This window comes from Mycobacterium kyogaense, assembly GCF_036946525.1.
Taxonomy (GTDB): Bacteria; Actinomycetota; Actinomycetes; order Mycobacteriales; family Mycobacteriaceae; genus Mycobacterium; species Mycobacterium kyogaense_A.
In genome coordinates this window covers 236757-257581 of the sequence record NZ_JAQIIY010000009.1, presented here as the reverse complement: position 1 = coordinate 257581, position 20825 = coordinate 236757, and the positions used below count along the sequence as shown (strand labels likewise).

The 20825-nt window shown below is 68.7% G+C and carries 14 protein-coding genes and 2 pseudogenes; 7 read left to right on the top strand and 9 right to left on the bottom strand.

Annotation, left to right across the window (positions count from 1 at the left end; all coding sequences use genetic code 11):
- The 5 genes and pseudogenes from PGN37_RS08395 to PGN37_RS08375 all read left to right on the top strand — a co-directional run.
- On the top strand, window positions 1-1089 hold a 1089-nt coding region (locus tag PGN37_RS08395), incomplete at its 5' end, for an alpha/beta hydrolase (protein WP_335330554.1).
- Window positions 1090-1134: 45 nt separating this feature from the next.
- Window positions 1135-2482: pseudogene (locus PGN37_RS08390) on the top strand (glutamine synthetase family protein).
- Between the two features lie 31 nt (window positions 2483-2513).
- Window positions 2514-5486 carry a bifunctional [glutamine synthetase] adenylyltransferase/[glutamine synthetase]-adenylyl-L-tyrosine phosphorylase gene (locus PGN37_RS08385; RefSeq protein ID WP_335330553.1) on the top strand — a complete coding sequence of 991 codons (2973 nt, stop codon included), beginning with the start codon at window positions 2514-2516 and terminating at the stop codon, window positions 5484-5486.
- Between the two features lie 70 nt (window positions 5487-5556).
- Entirely contained in the window at window positions 5557-6186 is a 630-nt protein-coding gene (locus PGN37_RS08380) for a PaaI family thioesterase (RefSeq protein ID WP_335330552.1), read from the top strand.
- Window positions 6187-6193: 7 nt separating this feature from the next.
- Complete coding sequence (locus PGN37_RS08375) at window positions 6194-7054, top strand: TIGR03619 family F420-dependent LLM class oxidoreductase (RefSeq protein WP_335330551.1); 861 nt, start codon at window positions 6194-6196, stop codon at window positions 7052-7054.
- Here the strand turns inward: PGN37_RS08375 and PGN37_RS08370 are convergent.
- The 4 genes from PGN37_RS08370 to PGN37_RS08355 form a co-directional block, all read right to left on the bottom strand.
- Window positions 7043-9595, bottom strand: a complete 2553-nt coding sequence (locus tag PGN37_RS08370; RefSeq protein WP_335330550.1) for an Ig-like domain-containing protein — start codon at window positions 9593-9595, stop codon at window positions 7043-7045. The two genes, PGN37_RS08375 and PGN37_RS08370, sit on opposite strands and share 12 nt — an antisense overlap.
- 161 nt (window positions 9596-9756) lie before the next feature.
- On the bottom strand, window positions 9757-10206 hold the full coding sequence (locus PGN37_RS08365; protein ID WP_335330549.1) for a DoxX family protein: 450 nt from the start codon (window positions 10204-10206) through the stop codon (window positions 9757-9759).
- Between the two features lie 9 nt (window positions 10207-10215).
- Entirely contained in the window at window positions 10216-12369 is a 2154-nt protein-coding gene (locus PGN37_RS08360; protein ID WP_335330578.1) for an MDR family MFS transporter, read from the bottom strand.
- 95 nt (window positions 12370-12464) lie between these two features.
- Window positions 12465-13448 (bottom strand): NAD-dependent epimerase/dehydratase family protein, encoded by a 984-nt coding sequence (locus tag PGN37_RS08355; protein ID WP_335330548.1) that lies wholly within the window; start codon window positions 13446-13448, stop codon window positions 12465-12467.
- A gap of 66 nt (window positions 13449-13514) precedes the next feature.
- On the opposite strand from PGN37_RS08355, the gene PGN37_RS08350 reads away from it, so the two are divergent.
- A complete protein-coding gene (locus PGN37_RS08350; RefSeq protein WP_335330547.1) occupies window positions 13515-14366 on the top strand; it encodes a carbon-nitrogen hydrolase family protein in 852 nt (283 codons plus the stop codon).
- A 78-nt stretch (window positions 14367-14444) separates the two neighbouring features.
- Here the strand turns inward: PGN37_RS08350 and glnA are convergent, their stop codons facing one another.
- Complete coding sequence (gene glnA, locus PGN37_RS08345; RefSeq protein WP_335330546.1) at window positions 14445-15881, bottom strand: type I glutamate--ammonia ligase; 1437 nt, start codon at window positions 15879-15881, stop codon at window positions 14445-14447.
- A gap of 136 nt (window positions 15882-16017) precedes the next feature.
- Between glnA and PGN37_RS08340 the strand changes: the two genes are divergently transcribed.
- Complete coding sequence (locus tag PGN37_RS08340) at window positions 16018-16482, top strand: RDD family protein (protein WP_335330545.1); 465 nt, start codon at window positions 16018-16020, stop codon at window positions 16480-16482.
- On the opposite strand, the gene PGN37_RS08335 is transcribed toward PGN37_RS08340, so the two are convergent.
- The 4 genes and pseudogenes from PGN37_RS08335 to lipB all read right to left on the bottom strand — a co-directional run bounded on the left by PGN37_RS08335 (window position 16479) and on the right by lipB (window position 20817).
- Window positions 16479-18335: an amidohydrolase gene (locus tag PGN37_RS08335; protein WP_335330544.1), complete on the bottom strand. Its 1857-nt coding sequence runs from the start codon at window positions 18333-18335 to the stop codon at window positions 16479-16481. The two genes, PGN37_RS08340 and PGN37_RS08335, sit on opposite strands and share 4 nt — an antisense overlap.
- A gap of 82 nt (window positions 18336-18417) precedes the next feature.
- A complete protein-coding gene (locus tag PGN37_RS08330; RefSeq protein WP_335330543.1) occupies window positions 18418-19173 on the bottom strand; it encodes a DUF4191 domain-containing protein in 756 nt (251 codons plus the stop codon).
- Window positions 19174-19187: 14 nt separating this feature from the next.
- Window positions 19188-20132 carry a lipoyl synthase gene (gene lipA / locus PGN37_RS08325; RefSeq protein ID WP_335330542.1) on the bottom strand — a complete coding sequence of 315 codons (945 nt, stop codon included), beginning with the start codon at window positions 20130-20132 and terminating at the stop codon, window positions 19188-19190.
- Window positions 20129-20817 (bottom strand): annotated as a pseudogene (gene lipB / locus PGN37_RS08320) (lipoyl(octanoyl) transferase LipB). Before lipB ends, lipA begins: the two are co-directional and overlap by 4 nt.
- Window positions 20818-20825: the final 8 nt, after the last annotated feature.

Below are 20825 nucleotides of genomic sequence, written 5' to 3'. Positions count from 1 at the left end.
TGCCGCACCGACGCCCAGTTCGACGCCTACCGTGCCCAGCCGATGACCGACTACAGCCCCGGCGGGGTCGCCCAGATCGAAGGCGTACTACGCGATTTCGCCGGCCAGTGCCTGTCGGCCATGGGCGCCGACTACCTGGCCAACATCGGTACCGCCGCCGCGGTCCGCGACATGGACGCCGTCCGCGAAGCTCTCGGCGACGCGCAGATCAACTACCTCGGCTTCTCCTACGGCACCGAACTCGGCGCCCTCTACGCCAGCCGCTACCCCGACCGGGTGCGCGCCATGGTGCTCGACGGCGCGGTGGACCCGAGCCTCGATCCGATCACCGAGAGCGTCAACCAGATGGCCGGCTTCCAACGCGCCTTCGACCGCTACGCCGCCGACTGCATGACCGACGCCGACTGCCCGCTGGGCACCGATCCGGCGCAGGCCGTGGCCCGCTACCACCAGCTGATCGATCCGCTGGCCGCACGGCCGGCAGCCACATCGGATCCGCGCGGGCTGAGCTATCAGGACGCGTTCACCGGCACCGTCTCCGGCCTGTACTCGCCCCGCTACTGGCCCTACATCACCAGCGGCCTGCTCGGCCTCGAGCGCGGCACCGACCCCGTCGACCTGCTCTTGCTCGCCGACGACTACCAGCAGCGGGACCGCAGCGGGCACTACAGCAACAGGCAGGACGCGTTCACGGCGATCCGATGCCTGGACTCCGTGTATCCCACCGACCCGGCCGCCTGGGCCGACGCGGACCGGCGCATCCGCGCCGCCGCCCCGTTCTCGTCCTATGGACAGTTCACCGGGTTCGCGCCGCGCAACACGTGTGCGCTGTGGCCGGTGCCGCCCACGCCGGTCGCCGGCCCGGCCACCTCGCCCGGGCCGGGCAAGGTCGTCGTCGTGTCCACCACGGGTGACCCCGCCACCCCGTATCAGGCCGGGGTCGACCTCGCCCGGCAGATGGGCGCCGCCCTGGTCACCTTCGAGGGCAGCCAGCACACCGTCGTCTTCAACGGCGACCAGTGCGTCGACACGACCGTCGTCGACTTCCTGACGGGGTTGAAGCCACCGGCCGCCGGTTTGCGGTGCTAGCCGCGTCGTAACACGGAATTAACAGGCGGAAATTAGGCTTCGGTCATGGATCGGCAGAAGGAATTCGTGCTGCGCACGCTGGAAGAACGCGATATCCGCTTCGTCCGGCTGTGGTTCACCGACGTGCTCGGATACCTGAAGTCGGTTCGCGATCGCGCCCGCGGAGGTTGGAAGGGCGCCTTCGAGGAGGGCATCGGCTTCGACGGCTCGTCGATCGAAGGCTTCGCCCGCGTCTCCGAGGCCGACATGGTCCGCGCGGCCCGACCCCCTCCACGTTCCAGGTCCTGCCGTGGACCTCCAGCGCCGGAGAACACCACTCGGCGCGCATGTTCTGCGACATCACGATGCCCGACGGATCACCGTCCTGGGCGGACTCCCGGCACGTGCTGCGCCGCCAGCTGTCCAAGGCAAGCGATCTCGGGTTCTCCTGCTACGTGCACCCCGAGATCGAGTTCTTCCTCCTCAAGCCCGGCCCCGACGACGGCACGCCGCCGATTCCCGCGGACAACGGCGGCTACTTCGACCAGGCCGTGCACGACTCGGCGCCGAACTTCCGCCGGCACGCGATCGACGCCCTCGAGCAGATGGGCATCTCAGTCGAGTTCAGCCACCACGAGGGCGCACCCGGCCAGCAGGAGATCGACCTGCGCTACGCCGACGCGCTGTCGATGGCCGACAACGTCATGACGTTCCGCTACGTCGTCAAAGAGGTCGCCCTCGGGGACGGCGTGCGGGCCTCGTTCATGCCCAAGCCGTTCGCCGAACACCCGGGCTCGGCCATGCACACCCACATGAGCCTGTTCGAAGGTGACAACAACGCTTTCCACAGCCCCGACGATCCGCTGCAGCTCTCCGAGGTCGGAAAGTCGTTCATCGCAGGCATTCTCGAGCATGCGCAGGAGATCAGCGCCGTCACCAACCAGTGGGTGAACTCCTACAAGCGGCTGGTGCACGGCGGCGAGGCGCCGACGGCGGCGTCGTGGGGTGCGGCGAACCGCTCGGCACTGGTGCGGGTGCCGATGTACACCCCCGCACAAGGCGTCGTCGCGCCGCGTCGAGGGTGCGCAGCCCCGATTCGGCCTGCAACCCCTACCTGGCGTTCGCCGTGCTGCTGGCCGCCGGCCTGCGCGGCATCGAGAAGAACTACGTGCTGGGCCCGCAGGCCGAGGACAACGTCTGGAGCCTGACGCCCGAGGAACGCCGGGCGATGGGATACAAGGAGCTGCCCGGCAGCCTCGGTGTCGCGCTGACGGAGATGGAGAACTCCGAACTGGTCGCCGAGGCGCTGGGGGAGCACGTGTTCGACTTCTTCCTGCGTAACAAGCGCGCCGAGTGGGAGAACTACCGCAGCACCGTCACGCCGTTCGAGCTGAAGAACTACCTGTCGCTCTAACTGCGAACGGGCCGGACTAGATTCACCGGTTATGGCCAAACCCGCGACGCAGCGTCCCAAGCTGCCCGGAGTCGGCCGTCTCGGGCTCGTCGAGAAGACCGCCCAAGCAGATCTGGATCGGCTCGGCTGGAACACCGACGCCCACGTCGAGCTGCTCTGGTCGCTCTCCCGCGCCCCCGACGCCGACAGCGCGCTGCGCACGGTGATCCGGCTCTGCGAGGCGCTCGGCCAAGACTGGGCCGAACTCGATGCCGCACTCCTGACCGACAAGGCTCTGCGGGGCCGGTTGTTCGCCGTGCTCGGTTCCTCACTGGCCCTGGGCGACCATCTGGTGGCCAACCCGCAGTCCTGGCGCCTGTTGAAGGGGCGGGTGCGCCTGCCGGCCGTTCGCGAGCTGGCGCGAATGTTCGAAGATGTGGCCGAAAAGGTCAGCGGCGCAACGGCTGCCGCGCCCGCGCTGCGCACCCTCTACCGAGACCGGCTGCTCGTCCTGGCTGCCCTCGACGTGGCACCGACCGTGGAGAACGAACCGGTGCTGCCGTTCACCGTCGTCGCCGAACACCTGTCGGACCTCGCCGACGCGGCGCTGCAGGCGGCGCTGACCGTCACGACCCGCTCGGTGTGCGAGAACGATCCGCCCGCGCTCGCGGTGATCGCGATGGGCAAGTGCGGCGCACAGGAATTGAACTACGTCAGCGACGTCGACGTCATCTTCGTCACCGACGACGGCTCGCACAGCCGGTTGGCGCTGGCCACCCGCATCGCCGGAGAGATGATGCGATTGGCATCGGACGCCTTCTTCGAAGTCGACGCGGCGCTGCGTCCCGAAGGTAAACAGGGTCCGCTGGTGCGCACCCTGGATTCCCATGTCGCCTACTACGAGCGGTGGGCCAAGACCTGGGAGTTCCAGGCGCTGCTCAAAGCGCGGCCCGCCGCAGGGGATGCCGAGCTCGGCCGCCGCTACGTCGAGGCCCTGATGCCGATGGTGTGGACCGCCAGCGAGCGTGAGGACTTCGTGCCCGACGTGCAGGCCATGCGTCGACGCGTCGTGGAGCTGGTCCCCGCGGGCGTGCGCTCGCGCGAACTGAAGCTCGGCACCGGCGGTCTGCGCGACGTCGAATTCGCCGTGCAGCTCCTGCAATTGGTGCACGGACGGCATGACGAGTCGCTGCACGTGGCGTCCACGGTGAACGCGTTGGCCGCCCTCGGCGACGGCGGTTACATCGGCAGGGACGACGCAGCCAACATGACGGCGTCCTACGAGTTCCTCCGCCTCCTCGAACACCGTCTGCAGCTGCAACGCCTCAAGCGCACCCATCTGCTGCCCGAGGACGACGACGACGAGGCGATGCGGTGGCTGGCGCGTGCGGCACACGTCCGCCCTGACGGGCGCCATGACGCGCTCGGGGTGCTGCGGGAGGAACTGAAGCGGCAGAGCCACCGGGTGTCTCGGCTGCACGCGAAACTCTTCTACCAGCCACTGCTGGAATCTGTCGGCGAGACAGCGCTCGGAATCTCTGAGGTCATGAGCACCGAGTCGGCCGAAAGGCAGCTCGCCGCACTGGGTTACGAGGGTCCGCAGAGTGCGCTGACGCACCTGGCGGCCTTGACCAGCAGCGGTGGCCGGCGGGGCCGGGTGCAGCAGGTGCTGCTGCCGACCCTGCTGGACTGGCTCTCCGACACCCCCGACCCCGACGCCGGCCTGCTCAACTACCGCCGACTCAGCGACCAGCTGGCCGACCAGCGGTGGTATCTGGCGACGCTGCGCGACGAGGGCGCGGTGGCCAAGCGCTTGATGCATGTCCTCGGCACGTCGGCGTACGTGCCGGAGCTGCTCATGCGTGCACCCGAGGTGATCCAGCTCTACGCCGACGGGCCCGACGGGCCGAAGCTGTGCGACGTCGACACCGACGGTGTGGCCCGCTCCCTGGTCGCCTCGGCCGCGCGGCACAGCGACCCGATCCGCGCGATCGCCGCCGCGCGCTCCCTGCGTCGTCGTGAACTGGCCCGCATCGCGTCGGCCGATCTGCTCGGCATGCTCGACGTCACCGAGGTGTGCGCGCAGCTGACGTCGATGTGGGTGGCGGTGCTGCAGGCCGCCCTCGACGCGGTGATCCGGGCGAACACCCCTGCGCAGGGGGCGCCGGCGCGCATCGCGGTGATCGGCATGGGCCGCCTCGGCGGGCGGGAACTCGGCTACGGCTCGGACGCCGACGTCATGTTCGTGTGCGAACCGCACGCCGGTGTCGAGGAATCGGTCGCGGTGAAGTGGTCGGTGACGGTCGCAGAACAGGTCCGCGCCCGGCTCGGCACCCCGGGAGCCGACCCGCCGCTGGAGGTCGATGCCAACCTGCGTCCCGAGGGCCGGCAGGGGCCGCTGGTGCGCACGCTCGCGTCCTACGAGGCCTACTACTCGCAGTGGGCGCAGGCGTGGGAGATCCAGGCACTGCTGCGGGCGCACCGTGTGGCCGGCGACCTCGAGCTGGGGGAGCGCTTCCTGCTGATGATCGACAAGACCCGGTATCCCGCGGGTGGGGTGTCGATCGAGGCGGTGCAGGAGATCCGCCGCATCAAGGCACGCGTGGACGCCGAGCGGCTGCCCCGCGGCGCGGACCCGAACACCAACACCAAGCTCGGCCGCGGCGGGCTCGCCGACATCGAGTGGACGGTGCAGCTGCTGCAGCTGCGGTTCGCACACAAGATCCCCGCGCTGCACACGACCTCGACGCTGGACACGCTGAACGCGATCGGCGCCGCCGAGCTGATCGCCGAAGGCGACATCGAACTGCTGCGCGATGCGTGGCTGACCGCGACCCGGGCCCGCAACGCATTGGTGCTGGTCCGCGGTAAGCCGACCGATCAGCTGCCGGGGCCGGGCAAGCTCTTGAACGCCGTCGCGGTGGCGGCCGGCTGGCCCGAAGGCGACGGCGGTGAGTTCCTCGACAACTACCTGCGTGTCACCCGGCGCGCGAAAGCCGTGGTGCGCAAAGTGTTCGGGGGTTAGCGCAGCGACGCTTGCCATTCCCGTGCAGCCCGGCCGCTGGACAGCCGTCCAGCAGTGCTAAGAAACATAGATGGACTTCACGTTCGACACGATCAGCGCGGAGGAATACGAAGAGCACCGGCGGCGGTTCGACCCGCTCACCGATGCGCTACGCGCTCTCATCGACGTGGGCATCCACACCGACGTCGACGACTCCACGGTCCTGCTCGCCCTCGAACACCTCGAACAGGCTCACGGCCTGCTCGAGCAACGGCTGCGCACCCGGCGAGCGACGCTGCGCCACGCCGACACCGGACGTGCCGTCGTCTGGGGTAATCCCGCCGTCGGGCTCCGCAACGCCATCGCCCCGCCCATGGAGGTCCACCGCGAAGGCGACGGCAGCTATTGGAGCGAGTTCACGCTGGGGCCCGTCTACGAAGGGCCGCCGGGGTGGGTGCACGGCGGCGTCTGCGCGCTTCTGCTCGACCACCTCCTCGGAGAGGTCGCCAGCCAGGGCCTGAACCTGCCGAAGTACACCGGCACGATCAGCCTCCGGTACCTGCGCGGCACCCCGCTGGGGCCGTTGCGGGCCGAAGGGTTCGTCGAACGCATCGAGGGCGCGAAGACCTTCGCCCGCGGCTACCTCAAAGACGCCGACGGGGCGACCGTCGAGGCCGAGGGCGTGTTCATCCTGCCCGCGTGGGCCCGAGACGCCGGCTGATCCCCGCGTGAAAACCTACGTGTCGATCGCCTTCCAGGACACCCGCGAGGCCATCGAGGTCGCCCGCGCCGCAGACGAACTCGGCTACGACGGCATCGGCATTCCCGATCATGTCGTCAACCTCGAGACCCTGCAGACGCCCTATCCCTACACCGAGGACGGCAGCCGCCGCTGGCAGCCCTTCACCGACTGGCCGGACCCCTGGGTGATGATCGGCGCCATCGCGTTGCAGACCGCCCGCCTGCGCTTCGTCACCACCGTCTACCTGCCCGCGATGCGGGACCCGTACTCGGCGGCCAAAGCGATCGGCACCGCGGCCGTGCTGGCCGACGGCCGACTCGAGCTGGGCATCGGAGTGGGTTGGTGCCGTGAGGAATTCGAGCTGCTCGGCCAGCAGTTCGAACGGCGCGGCAGACGCACCGACGAAATGCTCGCGCTGATGAAGGCGCTCTGGGCACCTGGCTGGACCGAGCACTCCGGTGAGTTCTACACCGCGCCGCGCATGGAGATGGAACCCACGCCGCCGCCGATTCCGATCTACGTCGGCGGACTGTCCGACATCGCGCTGCGCCGGGCAGCCCGTCACGACGGCTGGATCGGCGATCTGATCACCACCGACCACGCCCTCGAACGGATAGCCACCCTGCGCCGCATACGGGCCGAAAGTGGCTCGGACATGGCCGGTTTCGAGGTCATCACCCCGCTCAGTGACGCCTACCTGCCCGAGCACTACGCGCGGGCCGAGGCGGGCGGCGTCACCGGCATCATCACGATGCCGTGGATGTTCTACAGCGGTCCGGACGCCACGCTCGAGCAGAAGATCGACGGTATGCGCCGCTTCCGCGCGGACATGGGGCTACAGGACTGACACCGTCGTCGTCGGAACGATCGTGACCCGCACCGTGATGTCCGACGTGCCCCCGTGCCCGTCGTTGACAGTGACGACGAACGCGTCCCGCTTGTCCGACAACGGCGCTTTCGGTGCACCGGCCGCCGCGCGTGCCGCGTCAGTTGGCACATATGTGAATCCGCCGGCGCTGGTGACGACCACGCTTCCCTTGTCGGTCACGGTGGTGCCCCCGTAGGTCAGCAGATCGCCGTCGGCATCCTTGGCGGTGACCTGCCCGCTCACCAGTCCCGTCGCCGCGTCGGTGTCGGCGGTGTAGGACAGCTGCGACGGCGCCCTGTTGGCGGACGGCTTGATCGAGACCGTCACCGGGACCGCCAACGTGCCTCCGAATCCGTCAGATGCCGTGACGACGAACGTGTCCACCTTGTCCTGCTCGGTGGCGTTGTCCGCACCGGCCTGGTGGCGCGCCGCATCATTGGGGGTGTAGGTGAACGTGCCGTCGGCATTGACGACGACGCTGCCCTTGGACGTCAGCCCGGTTCCGCTGTAGGACAACGGATCCTGATCTGGGTCGGTCGCTGTCACGGTCCCGGTGACCTTGCCGGAGAACACATTCGGAGTGCCCGCGGTGAACGTACCGTCGACGGGAGCCTGATTGTCCCCGCCCAGCGGGGCGATCCCGACCCGAACGGTCAGTGTGGTGGTGCCGCCGTGGCCGTCGTCGATGGTGACCCGGAAGCTGTCGATCTTGGCGCCCCTCGGCGCGAACGGCCGACTCGCAGCAGCGCGTGCGGCGTCGGAGGGGGTGTAGACGAACGTGCCGTCTTCGGCGATCGAGACCGTGCCCTTGCGGGTCTTGGACACCGCCTTGTAGGTCAACGGGTCCCCGTCGGCGTCCACGGCGGTGACCGCGCCGGTGACCACACCGGTGTTCGGGTTGGTGAAGACGTCCTTGACCGACGCCGATGTCGGCGCCACGTTGGCGGGCTTGACCGTCACGGTCACAAGGGTTTTGGTGATGCCGCCGTGCTCATCGGTGACCGTGACGACGAAGCTGTCCTGCTTGTCGAGCTGTGAGGCGTTGTCTGCGGAAGCCGCGTGGCGGGCCGCCGCCGACGGTGTGTAGGTGAAGCGGCCGCGCTCGTCGATCACCACGGTGCCGCCCTTGTTGGTGTCGCCGACCTCGTAGGTCAGCGGGTCACCGTTGGGGTCTTTCGCGATGACCACGCCGGTCACTTTGTCGCTGAACGGCGATGTCCTGGTGCGCACCTTGACGTCGGGGTCGACGTTGTCGGGTTTGATCGGCACCGCGAGCGTCACCATGGTCACGCCGCCGTAGCCATCGGTCACCGTCACGTCGAACGTGTCGGTCTTGTCCGCCTCGGTCGCGTCGGCAGCTGCAGCGGCATGCCGTGCCGCGGCGGTCGGCAGGTACGAGATGTGGCCGACCTCGTCGATGGTGAGGGTGCCTCCCTTGGCCGTCGGCGACAGCGAGTACGTGTAGGCGTCCCCGTCGAAGTCGCGCACCCGGACCGATACCCGGACCTCGCCGTCGCCGAACGGCGACAGGCGCGGCCTCGACACCGAGACGACGGGGGCGGCGTTCGCCGGCGCGACGTCGACGGTGATCGGCACGGTGGTGACCTCGCCGGCCCCGTCGGTGACCGTGAGCACCAAGCTGTCGGACTTGAGTGCGGGGTCCGCGCCCACCGCGGCGGCAGCGTGGCGGGCCTGCTTGGTGGGGTTGTAGGTGAACGACACCGTGTCGCCGCTGACCGAGACGACGACCGTGCCCTTGCCGGGCCCGCTGGCCACCGCCGTCTTGGCGTCGGGCACGACGACCGTCCCGTCGACCTCGCCGGTCTCGTCGGGCGGGTTGACGACCGGCTGCTCCGCGACGATGTCGGACCGCAGGGCGGCCATGGTGACGTGCTCGGTCTGTCCGAGTTGACGCCGCGCGGCCGCGGCGAGCAGCCACATCGCCGGCGACGCCACCGGCGCCACGGGGGCGTCCTTCGGTGTCAGGACCGAGGACAGCAGGTCGCTGAGTCGGACTCGGGTGGTCGCGGTGGCCCGCTCTGCGGTGTCGGGTGCCGGGGCGACGACGTCGACGGGTACGACGTGCACCTCCGCCGCCGGGGCGACGACCTTCGCCGGCGCAGACGCCACCGCTGGCGCGGACTCGGACGCGTCGTCGGCGTCGGGCGTGCGTACGCGTGTGCGCTCGACCTTCGGGATCTTGACGGGTGCGTCCTCGCGGACGGTGCGCAGCGGACGGTGCCGAGACGGCTTGTCGGCTGTTTCTGTGTCGCTCTTGGTGTCGCCCTCGGTGTCGTCTTTCCCGGCCCTCTGGGCTTTACGACTGTTCCGAGTGGGCTTGTCTGCGCTCGTGCTGCCGGTGCCAGATGCCGCCGTGGAGTCGGTGCTCGCGCTCACCGACGGCGTGCTGTCACTCGATTCGTCGGCCCAGGCAACGCCCGGGGTTGCGCCGATGCCGATACCGATTCCGAGCGCGAACGCCAGCGCGCCGATCCTGCCGATGTACCTCGAAGACCCCACAGTGAATTCCCCCCGACAATTGCCAACGTGGTCAATATCGGGTCATCCTAAGGACCTCAGCAACGAAATAACCTAGCGTTCAGCGAATCTTTTCTGCGTGTCTGCAAACCCGGACGCCACTAGCGTTCGCTAGCAGCACCTGGCCGGGAGCAAAGCCGACGTCAGCGCCGCGCGGCCAGTGTGCCCCGTCGTCGCCCGTCGATCGACCAGGCGCCGGCGCCGGTCGTTGCCAACAACAGGAACGCGAAGCACAGAACCACTGCCAGCTCGCCGCCGTTGCCGCCCATCTGGGGATCGAACGGCCAGAAGCTCGCCGGCGCGCCGCTGAAGATCGCCCAGTGCTGCCAGAAGTAGGCCACCGCCATCTCGCCCGAGGCGATGAACGCGGCGATCCGGGTGAGGAAGCCGACGGTGATCAGCGCGCCGAGGACGATCTCGAGGATTCCGGCGAACCAGAACGGCCACGTGCCGGCGGGAACGGCCGTGCCCAGCGGCCAGCCGAACACCTTCATGGTGCCGTGCAGCAGCAGAACCACGCCGATCACGATGCGGAAGATGCTCAGGACGGAGGAGGAGTACGCCGACAGGCGGGCGTCGAGTCGTTGCGTCATACGAGCAGACTAACGGTGCGGACCGCGGTCCGGATAGCGGACCGGGGGATGGCCCTGCATCGAGGCGTGCGAACGGAACGGGCGGGTGGGCGGCTCGACCACCGGCGGCGCCGCCAACGCACGCATCCGCGTGGTCTGCACGTCCGAGACCGGTGGCCGTGGAGGTGAGCCCAATTTGATCGGGCGTGTTTCCGTCCGCGGGGACTGACGCTCGAGCAGCACGCTGCGGGCGAGGCGGTCCAGCGCCCCCTGGACCTGCAGGCGATCAGGACGGCCCTCGAACTCGGGCGACTGGGCCAACATGTCGGTGATCCACGACGCGATCACGTCGCGCGCGTGGTTCACCTCCGCCGCGCCCGCCGCGGTCAGCGAATACGCATCCCCCACGTGGGTCGCGAAACCCTCGGTGACCAGGCGATTGAAGGTCGGCTCGAGGATCTGCGGAGGCACCCGCCGCTCCTCGGCGATGTCCTCCAGGTGCGCCGCGCCCGTGGCGGCGGCGTACCGGTACACCTGCATGGTCGCCCACAGCCGCGGCACGTCCAGGCGGCTGCGCGCGGCCCGGGCTACCGCATCGAGATCCACGCCGTTGCTGCGCTGCAGCAACCGGCCGACCGCCACCTCGAGCAGCTTCTCCGGCGTCGCCGTCGTCGGCATACCGAAGCCCTCGCCCATGTCGGTGCTGCCGGCCGCCGCGGCGTCGCGCAGCGGCACCTGCTTGAGGAACAACGCCAGCACCAGGCCCACCACAGCGAACGGCGCCGCGAACAAGAACACGCGGCTCAGCGAATCCGCGTACGCGTCGATGATCGGTGCTGCGATCTCCTGCGGTAGCCGATGCAACGCCTGCGGAGAGGTCGCTGCCTCCGGGGGCGCCCCGCTACTCGCCATCGCCGCGGGCAGCCGGTCGTCGAGGAAGTTGGCGAACAACGATCCGAAGATCGCCGCGCCGAACGAGCTGCCGATCGTGCGGAAGAACGTGACCCCGGATGTGGCGACGCCGAGGTCGGTGAAGTCGACCGTGTTCTGCACCACCAACACCAGCACCTGCATGCTCAACCCGATGCCCGCGCCCAGCACGAGGAGATACAGCGACTCCACGAGCGTCGACGTGTCGGCGTCCATGCGGGACAGCAGCACGAAGCCCAGCGCCATGATCGCCGTGCCCGCGATCGGGAAGATCTTGTAGCGGCCCGTGCGGCCCACGATCACGCCGCTGCTCAGCGACGTGACCAGCAGGCCCAGCACCATCGGCAGCGTCCGCAGCCCCGACTCCGTCGCCGATACCCCGTCGACGAACTGCATGAACGTCGGCAGGAACGTCAGCGCGCCCAGCATCGCGAATCCCACCACGAACGACAGCACGCAGCACACCGTGAACACCGAATTGCCGAACAGCCGGATCGGCAGTATCGGCTCTGTCGCGCGGCGTTCGACGAAGACGAACGCGACCAGAACCGCCACCGACACCACGAACAACCCGATGATGGTCACCGACCCCCACGGGTAGGTGGTGCCGCCCCAGCTGGTCGCCAGCGTCAGCCCGGCGGCCCCGAGGCCGACCAGCACGATGCCGGCATAGTCGAGCACCGGCCGCGCGGTGCGCGCGAGTTCGGGAATCGCGACCGCCGCGATGCCCAGCACGACCACCGCCACCGGAACGTTGATCCAGAACGCCCAGCGCCAGCTCAGGTGGTCGGTGAACAGCCCACCGAGCAGCGGGCCGATGACCGTCGTGACACCGAAGACCGCACCCAGGGCGCCCTGATAGCGGCCGCGTTCGCGCAGCGGGATGACTTCGCCGATGACGGCGACCGCGGTCACCGTGATCGCACCGCCGCCCAGACCCTGCAGCGCCCGCGAGGCGACGAGCATGCCCATCGACTGTGCCAACCCGCACAGCACCGATCCGACGAGGAACAGCAGCACCGCGACCTGGAAGATCCTCTTGCGTCCGAAGATGTCGCCGAGTTTGCCGACCACCGCGGTGACGATCGTCGAGGCCAGCAGATAGCTGGTGACGACCCAGGCCTGGTGGCCGGCGCCGCCGAGATCGGCGACGACGGTCGGGAGAGCGGTGGCGACGATCGTCTGGTCGAGCGCGGCCAGCAACATGCCGAGGACGACCGCGGTGAACACGAGATTGCGTGCGCGAACGTCCATCTGCTCGGGAGGACTCGCGTTCTCGACTACAGCTGCCACCGCACGTTTCTACCCGCAGCGGCTTCGGTCGACACCAGATCGGGCTGTGAGGATGATCAGTGCAGCGTGCTGGCGAGCGCGTCGAGCGTTTCCTCGGAGGTGTGGCGAGGCCTCCAGCCCAGCGCGGATTTCGCTTTCTCGGTGTCCATCACGACCGAGGTTCGCCCCGCGTGCAGCCACTCCAGCGCTGACGGCACGAACGGCAGTGCAGAGAGCACCTCCGAAGTGACGACCGCCGCCGCCCGGGGCACCTTGATCGGCAACGCCCCGAAAGCGTCGCCGACCTGCGACATCGACACCACGCCGTCGCCGGCGATGTTGTAGGCGCCGGGTGGGGCGGTCTGGGTGGTGACAGCCAGTGCGATCGCGGATGCGACGTCGTCGTGATGGACGAGCTGCAACGGCGTGCCGGGATCGGGGAACGGTCGCAGCACCGGCAGGGCCGCCGAGATGCGTCGCACCGGCCCGGGCAGCTTGTTCCACGGCATCGCGTCGGCCAGGGCGGGCGCCTTCGGTCCGGCGACGATGCACGGCCGCAGCACGTAGACCTCGAGATCAGAGCCCGCTGTGATCTCCGCCAGCGCATCTTCGCAGGCGGCCTTCTGCTCGGAGTAGTAGTGCTCGGCGGACCCGCGCGGCGCGACGTCCTCGGTGATCGGCACCGGGTTGTCGGAGTGATAGCCGTACGCGGCGACCGAGGACGTGTAGACCAGCCGGCGGGGACGGGCGGCGGCGACGGTCGCCTCGAACACGTTGCGGGTGCCGGCCAGATTCACCCGTGCACTCTCGGTGCGGGTGCCCATGATGATGAAGGCGAGGTGGACGACGACGTCCACGTCGGCGACGAGTGCGTCGACCGCGTCGCGGTCGAGGATGTCACCCTGCCGATAGGTCGTCTTCGTCCAGTGCTCGGCCTCGGGATCGAACGGACGACGGGCCATGCCGACGATGGCCTCGACGTCGGGGTCGTCCTCCAGCGCGGCAATCGCCGCCTTGCCGATCTCCCCGGTGGGTCCCGTCACGCCGACGCGCACAGTCATGCCGGGCAGATTGCCGCTGCATCAGGGTTCGAAACCGTATCGGCAGTCATGACGACAATGGATGCCATGTCCCGAGAACTGTCGCTGGCCCTGGTCCAGCACGACGCCGCGAAGACCGTCGACGACTTCGGCCGTGACCTGCGCCTGCTGACGCGCCAGTATCCGGCCACGTCGCTGTTCGTGTTTCCCGAGCAGCATCTGCTCGGTGACTGGGATCCATGGGACCCGGCCAGCACGGAAAGCCACGCCGAACCGCTCGACGGACCGCTGTGCCGCGCGGTCGGCGAGCTCGCCGGCGAGCTCGGTGTGTGGGTGGTCCCCGGAAGCATCCTGGAGCGGTCCGACGACGGCCGCATCCACAACACGATGGTGGTGTTCGCGCCGACCGGCGAGCTGGTGGCGGCCTATCGCAAAGCCTTCCCATGGCGCCCTGTCGAAACCACCGAGCCGGGCCGCGAATTCGTCACCGTGCCGATTGAGCAGTGCACCATCGGGCTGACGGTCTGCTACGACGCGTGGTTTCCCGAAGTGTCGCGCCAACTGGCCTGGATGGGGGCCGAACTACTGCTCAACGTCGTGCTGACCCCGACTGCGGACCGCGCGCAGGAGGTGGTGCTGGTGCAGGCCAACGCGATCGTGAACCAGGTGTTCGTCGGGAGTGTGAACGCGGCGTCCCCGCGCGGGCAGGGGCGCAGCCTGCTGGTCGACCCCCAGGGGCGCATCCTCGCCGCGGCGGTGGGCGCCGAGCCGACCGTGCTCGCCGCGACCATCGACCTCGACGAGGTGGCGCGGACGCGGCAGTTCGGTACGGCAGGGGTGACGCGGCGGCCGTGGTCGCCGTTCACCGAGACCGACCAGCCGATCGAGCTGCCGGTCTACGACGGCAGGATCGACCCGACGACGTGGACGCCGAGATGAGAAACGCCCGCCCGGTGGGTACCGGGCGGGCGTCCTCGTGGAGTCTGCCGACTTAGACGTCGCGTCGGCGGAGCCGACTTACACGTCGTAGTACAGCGAGAACTCGTACGGATGAGGACGGATCTGGATCGGCATGATCTCGTTCTCACGCTTGAACGAGATCCACGTCTCGATCAGGTCCTCGGTGAACACGCCGCCCTCGGTGAGGTACTCGTGGTCCTCCTCGAGCTTGTCGATCACCGCCGCCAGCGACGTGGGCGCCTGCGGGATGTTGGCGGCCTCCTCTGGCGGAAGCTCGTAGAGGTCCTTGTCGACCGGCGACAGCGGCTCGATCTTCTTCTTGATGCCGTCGATACCGGCCATCAGCATCGCCGCGAACGCCAGGTACGGGTTGCCCGAGCTGTCCGGGCAACGGAACTCGAGGCGCTTGGCCTTCGGGTTGTTGCCGGTGATCGGGATACGCACGCACGCCGAGCGGTTGCGCTGGCTGTACACCAGGTTGATCGGCGCCTCGTAGCCCGGCACCAGACGCTTGTAGGAGTTCACCGTCGGGTTGGTGAACGCCAGCAGCGACGGCGCGTGGTGCAGGATGCCGCCGATGTAGTGGCGCGCCATGTCCGACAGCCCGGCGTAGCCCGACTCGTCGTGGAACAGCGGCTTGCCGTCCTTCCACAGCGACTGGTGGGCGTGCATGCCGGAACCGTTGTCACCGAACAGCGGCTTGGGCATGAACGTCACGGTCTTGCCGTTGGCCCACGCGGTGTTCTTGATGATGTATTTGAACAGCAGCACGTCATCGGCCGCGTGCAGCAGCGTGTTGAACTTGTAGTTGATCTCGGCCTGGCCGGCGGTGCCGACCTCGTGGTGACCGCGCTCGAGGGTGAACCCGGCGTTGATCAGGTTGGTCGACATCTCGTCGCGCAGGTCCACGTAGTGGTCGTACGGTGCGACGGGGAAGTAGCCGCCCTTGGGACGGACCTTGTAGCCGCGGTTGGGGGAGCCGTCGGCCTCGAACGGCTCGCCGCTGTTCCACCAGCCCGATTCCGAATCCACCTCGTAGAAGGTGCCGTTCATCTTCGAGTCGAAGCTGACCGAGTCGAAGATGTAGAACTCTGCCTCGGCGCCGAAGTAGCAGGTGTCGGCGATGCCGGTGCTGGCCAGGTAGTTCTCCGCCTTGCGGGCGACGTTGCGCGGATCGCGCGAGTAGGCCTCACGGGTGAACGGATCGTGGACGAAGAAGTTGAGGTTCAGCGTCTTGGCGGCGCGGAACGGGTCGATGCGTGCGGTGGCGGGGTCGGGCAGCAGCATCATGTCCGACTCGTGGATGGACTGGAAGCCGCGCACCGACGAGCCGTCGAACGCGAGACCGTCCTCGAACACGCTCTCGTCGAACGCCGAGGCCGGGATCGAGAAGTGCTGGACGACGCCGGGCAGATCGCAGAACCGAATGTCGACGTACTCGACGTTCTCGTCCTTGATCAGCTTGAAGATGTCGTCTGAGGTCGTTTCTGCCACTGAGTGCTCTCCTTCACTTGGGTAACCCGCTGGTGACGCTATGGACGCGATGTTGCACGGTCGTCAACCGCATGTTGCGTGGACGTTACGCATGCGGCCCGGACTGCCTGTGCCGGGGCGACACTATCCTGGCGGTATGGCACGCACGTCCGGTTCCGGTCTCGGCTCGTGGCTGTCCGGACCGGGTACGCCCGAGCCCGGCACCTACCCCGGCGAGCGGCTGGGCCTGCCCAAAAGCGGACCCGGATCGATCGCCCGCTTCGGCCGCCGCATCGCCGCACTGTTGGTGGACTGGTTGATGGCCCTGGGCCTGGCAGCGCTCGTCGCATCGCTGGACCTGATAAGTCTTCCGATCCAGACCACGCAGTTGATCGTGTGGTTCGTGCTCGGCGTGGCCTCGGTGCGGTTCTTCGGGTTCTCGCCCGGCCAGCTGGCGCTCGGACTGAAGGTGGTGCCGGTCGACGCCCGGCTGCACGTCGGCACGGGACGCGCGCTCAGCCGTGGCGTCCTGATCGCCCTGGTGATCCCGGCGTTGTTCACCGACTCCGACCTACGTGGCCTGCACGATCTGGCGACCAAGACCGCGGTGGTGAAGCGCTAAGCCTGGTGGACGATCGTGCCGTTCATCATCGTCGTCGTCACGGTCGCGGCGTGGATGTCATGGGGATCGATTTCGAAGATGTTGCGATCCAACACGATCAGATCCGCGAGCTTGCCCGTCTCCACTGAACCCACCTTGTCCTCGAGCCGGATCTGGTACGCCGCGCCGAGCGTGTTCGCGTGCACCGCCTCCGCGACCGTGAGTTTCTCCTCGGCAGGGGCGAGCACCGGGGCGCTCGCATCGCCGATCAGCTGCCGGGTGACGCCGATCTGGATGGAATCCAGCGGCTTGTAGGTGGAGAAGTATCCGGCTGCCGGCCAATCGGTGCCCAGCGAGATGCGGCCACCCGACTGCAGCACGGCCTGCGGCCGATAGAGCAGATCCTTGCGGGGCGCGCCGTAGCGGGCGCCCATGTTCTCGATCGTGTCGGGGTCTGCCGACATCCAGTTCGCCGAGAACTGCGCGGTCACCCCGAGCTGCGCGAAACGCGGAGCGTCGCTGTCCTCGACGTAGACCAGGTGAGCGACGGTGTGCCGACGGTCGCGCGGCGGGTTGGCCGCGATCGCACGCTCGATGGCGTCGAGACCGACGCGCGCCGTGCGCTCACCGCAGGCATGGATGTGGACGTCGAACCCGGCCGCGTCGACGTCGCCGACCAGTTTTTGCCACTGCTGTTCGGTGAAGGGCGATGCGCCGGTCGAGTCCGGCTTGTCGGCGTACGGCTCGATCAACCAGGCGGTGTATCCACCCTGAGTGCCGTCACCGATGATCTTCACGACACCCACGGTCACCAGGTCACTGGACACCTCGTCACGAACCGCGGTGAACCGTTCGACCGTGCCGTCGATCGGTAGAGCCCGCACCGAGTACGAGGCGACCACCCGGAACGGCAGCTGGCCGCTTTGCTCGATGTCGGTGTACAGCCGCAGGATCGCGGCCTGGTCGTCGCCTATCGGCGGGACCCCCGCGTCGAAGACCGAGGTGATGCCCGCCGCCGACGCCTTCGGCAACCAGCCCCTCACCAGGGTCCCCATCGTCTCCGGGGAGATCGGCTCCACGGCGTTGACGAGGCCGAGGACGGCGTTGACCTCGAGCACGTATCCGGTGGGCTCGCCGTTCACGTCGCGGGCGTAATAACTGAACCCGGGGACCGGATCCGGGGTGTCACGACTCACGCCGGCCAGCTCGAGAGCCTTGCTGTTTGCCCACAGGCTGTGCCCGTCGATCGCGAAGAAGAAGCCGGGACGATCGGGCAGCACCCGGTCCAGGTCGGCGCGGGTGGGTCCCTCAGATCCGAACATGTCCACCCGCCACCCGAATCCACGGACGGCCCCCTCGGGGTTGGCTTTGGCGTACGCGGCGATCGCGTCGAGGGCATCCTGGCGCGTCGGCACCTGCAGGTCGACGCCCGAGGTCAGGAAGGCCCCGAGGAACGGATGGGTGTGCCCTTCGACGAATCCGGGCATCAGCAGCTTGCCGCCCAGATCGATGACCGTGGTGTCCGGCCCGGCGAGCGCTTTCGCGCCCGCGCTGTCCCCGACGTAGCTGATGGTCGTGCCGGTGACCGCGACCGCCTCGGCCCACGGTCGGGCGGACGCGCCGGTGTACACGCGGCCGGTGTGGAACACGGTGTCGGGCGCGCGCTCGGCGCCCGCGGTCGTGCTGGCCGGCGCCACCGGTGCCTGGGAGCTCGTCCCGCACGCGGTCGCCACCACGCCCGTCGTCACAGCGGCCGTCGTCACCGCGGCAGCGCGTAGAACGGAGCGGCGTGTCAGCTGGACCCTCGGTAGGGACCCCGAGCCGTCCCGGCCGAAAGCCGCGAAATGCGGCGCCCACTCACACGCAGTGCACATGGCCCGTCCCCCCTTGGGCTCGACGGCCCGCAGCAAATGATGTCTGGCCGGAAGGGGTGTGGCAAGTGTGGCGCGCGGGACGTCAGCGCCGGCGCACGGTGCGCTGCACGCCGCGCATCTTGGCCTGCGCCGGAAGCGGCCCCTTCGGCATCGCGGCCGGGCCGATCTTGGAGCCCAGAGCCGCCAGCTTCGACTCCAGCGAGTCCATCTGCTTGACCGTGATGTTGGCCGGCAACCGGGTCAGATGACGCTCGAGCTTCGACAGCGGCACCTCACCCTCGCCGTTGCCGATGATCACGTCGTAGATCGGGACGTCACCCACGAGACGGGCCGTGCGCTTCTTCTCCTGCGCCAGCAGCGGCTTGAGCCGGTTCGGCGATCCCTCGGCCACGAAGATCACGCCGGGCCTGCCGATCACCCGGTGGACGGCGTCGAAATGGCCTGTCGCCGCGACCCCGGGGGTGACCCGCCACTTTCCGCGCAGATTGTCCAACGCCCACGCCGCGGCGCCGGTCTGCCCTTCGGCCTTGCGGTACACCGACTTCTGCGCGCGACGGCCGAAGATGATGAAGGCGACCAGCGCGCCCAGCACGATGCCCAGCGGGATGAGCATGAACATCGTGAAACCGCCGCCCGCAAACAGGCCGGCGGCCACGGACGCCGCCACGATCAGGACGAACGCACCGATCATGTACGGCAGTAGCCGCTTGTCCTCTTTGCGCTGGATCTGGAACGCCTGCCACAGCTGGCCCCGCCGCTGCTTGGACGCGGCCTTGCGGGCGGCCTTCGCCTCGGCCTTCGCCGCTTTGACCTCTGCCGAGTTACGCGATTTCGCCATACGGGCAAGGATATCTATGACGAGGGCGTCGGTTGCGCGGACCGCGACGCGATTGTCTGCGCGTACAGCTTTCCGGCCCGGTACGACGAGCGCACCAGGGGTCCGGCCAGCACCCCGGGGAAGCCGAGCTCGGTCGCGAACTGCTGATGCTCCACGAACTCGTCGGGATGCACCCACCGCTCCACCGGATGGTGGCGAGCCGACGGCCGCAGGTACTGCGTGATCGTGACGATGTCACAGCCCGCGTCGTACAGGTCGCGCAGCGCGGCGCGCACCTCCTCCGGCGTCTCACCCATGCCGAGGATCAGGTTGCTCTTGGTCACCAGGCCGTCCGCGCGGGCCATCGTCAGCACCGACAGACTGCGCTCGTAGCGGAACGCCGGCCGGATCCGCTTGAAGATCCGCGGCACCGTCTCGACGTTGTGCGCCAACACTTCTGGACGCGTCTCGAACACCTGCGCCAGCTGATCGGGGTCGGCGTTGAAGTCGGGGATGAGCAGTTCGACGCCGGTGTTCGGGTTGAGCGCCTTGATCTGGCGGACCGTCTCGGCGTAGAGCCACGCGCCGCCGTCGGGCAGATCGTCGCGCGCCACCCCCGTCACCGTCGAGTAGCGCAGCCCCATCGCCTGCACGCTCTCGGCCACGCGGCGCGGCTCGTCGCGATCCGGCTCGGCGGGCTTGCCGGTGTCGATCTGGCAGAAGTCGCAGCGACGGGTGCACTGCTCGCCGCCGATCAGGAACGTCGCCTCGCGGTCTTCCCAGCATTCGAAGATGTTGGGGCAGCCCGCTTCTTCGCACACCGTGTGCAGACCTTCGCGACGGACCAGCGATTTCAGCTCCGTGTACTCCGGGCCCATCTTTGCGCGGGTCTTGATCCATGGCGGTTTGCGCTCGATCGGCGTCTGCGCGTTGCGCACCTCGAGCCGGAGCAGCTTGCGGTTACCGGGATCGACACTCACTGCATCGATGCTACTGCGTGCCCGGCCACGGGGAGACGACCGTCGAGCACGTCACACACGGCGTCGGCCACGGGGGAGAGGACGTCGTCGACGGTGACGCGACGGCCGAGTTCGGCGGTCAGCGACGTGACACCGGCGTCGGAGATCCCGCACGGCACGATCGAGGCGTACGCGCCCAGGTCGCAGTCGCAGTTCAGCGCGAAACCGTGCTGGGTCACCCCGCGCGCCACCCGGATGCCGATCGCCGCGATCTTGCGTTCCGGACGGTGTCCGTCGGCGGCGAGCCACACGCCGGAGCGGCTGTCGACGCGACCGGCCGACAGTCCGAACCCGGCGCACACGGTGATCAACGCCTCCTCGAGGCGGCGCACGAAATTCACGACGTCCATCGGCTCGGCGAGCCCGACGATCGGATACCCGACGAGCTGACCGGGCCCGTGCCAGGTGATCTTGCCGCCACGGTCGGTTTGTCGATGACGGGCGTGCCGTCGGCCGGGCGTTCCTCGGGCAGCGTGCGGCGGCCCGCCGTGTAGACCGAGGGATGCTGCAGCAGAAGCAGCTCGTCCGGGCTCCCGGCCACGCGCTCCGCCACGATCTCGCGCTGCAGGTCCCACGCCGCCTGGTAGTCCACCGTGCCCAGCCGGCGCACCACGACTCCCGCGCTGCTCGACCGGATCGACGCCATGGCACCGA

Excerpts from the sequence above, each read along its gene's own strand:
- PGN37_RS08335 (WP_335330544.1), bottom strand. The coding sequence starts at position 18,335 with ATGTGCACTGCGTGTGAGTGGGCGCCGCATTTCGCGGCTTTCGGCCGG.
- PGN37_RS08330 (WP_335330543.1), bottom strand. The coding sequence starts at position 19,173 with ATGGCGAAATCGCGTAACTCGGCAGAGGTCAAAGCGGCGAAGGCCGAG.
- PGN37_RS08360 (WP_335330578.1), bottom strand. The coding sequence starts at position 12,369 with ATGGACGTTCGCGCACGCAATCTCGTGTTCACCGCGGTCGTCCTCGGC.
- PGN37_RS08380 (WP_335330552.1), top strand. The coding sequence starts at position 5,557 with ATGGACTTCACGTTCGACACGATCAGCGCGGAGGAATACGAAGAGCAC.
- PGN37_RS08355 (WP_335330548.1), bottom strand. The coding sequence starts at position 13,448 with ATGACTGTGCGCGTCGGCGTGACGGGACCCACCGGGGAGATCGGCAAG.
- PGN37_RS08365 (WP_335330549.1), bottom strand. The coding sequence starts at position 10,206 with ATGACGCAACGACTCGACGCCCGCCTGTCGGCGTACTCCTCCTCCGTC.
- PGN37_RS08340 (WP_335330545.1), top strand. The coding sequence starts at position 16,018 with ATGGCACGCACGTCCGGTTCCGGTCTCGGCTCGTGGCTGTCCGGACCG.
- PGN37_RS08385 (WP_335330553.1), top strand. The coding sequence starts at position 2,514 with ATGGCCAAACCCGCGACGCAGCGTCCCAAGCTGCCCGGAGTCGGCCGT.
- PGN37_RS08350 (WP_335330547.1), top strand. The coding sequence starts at position 13,515 with ATGTCCCGAGAACTGTCGCTGGCCCTGGTCCAGCACGACGCCGCGAAG.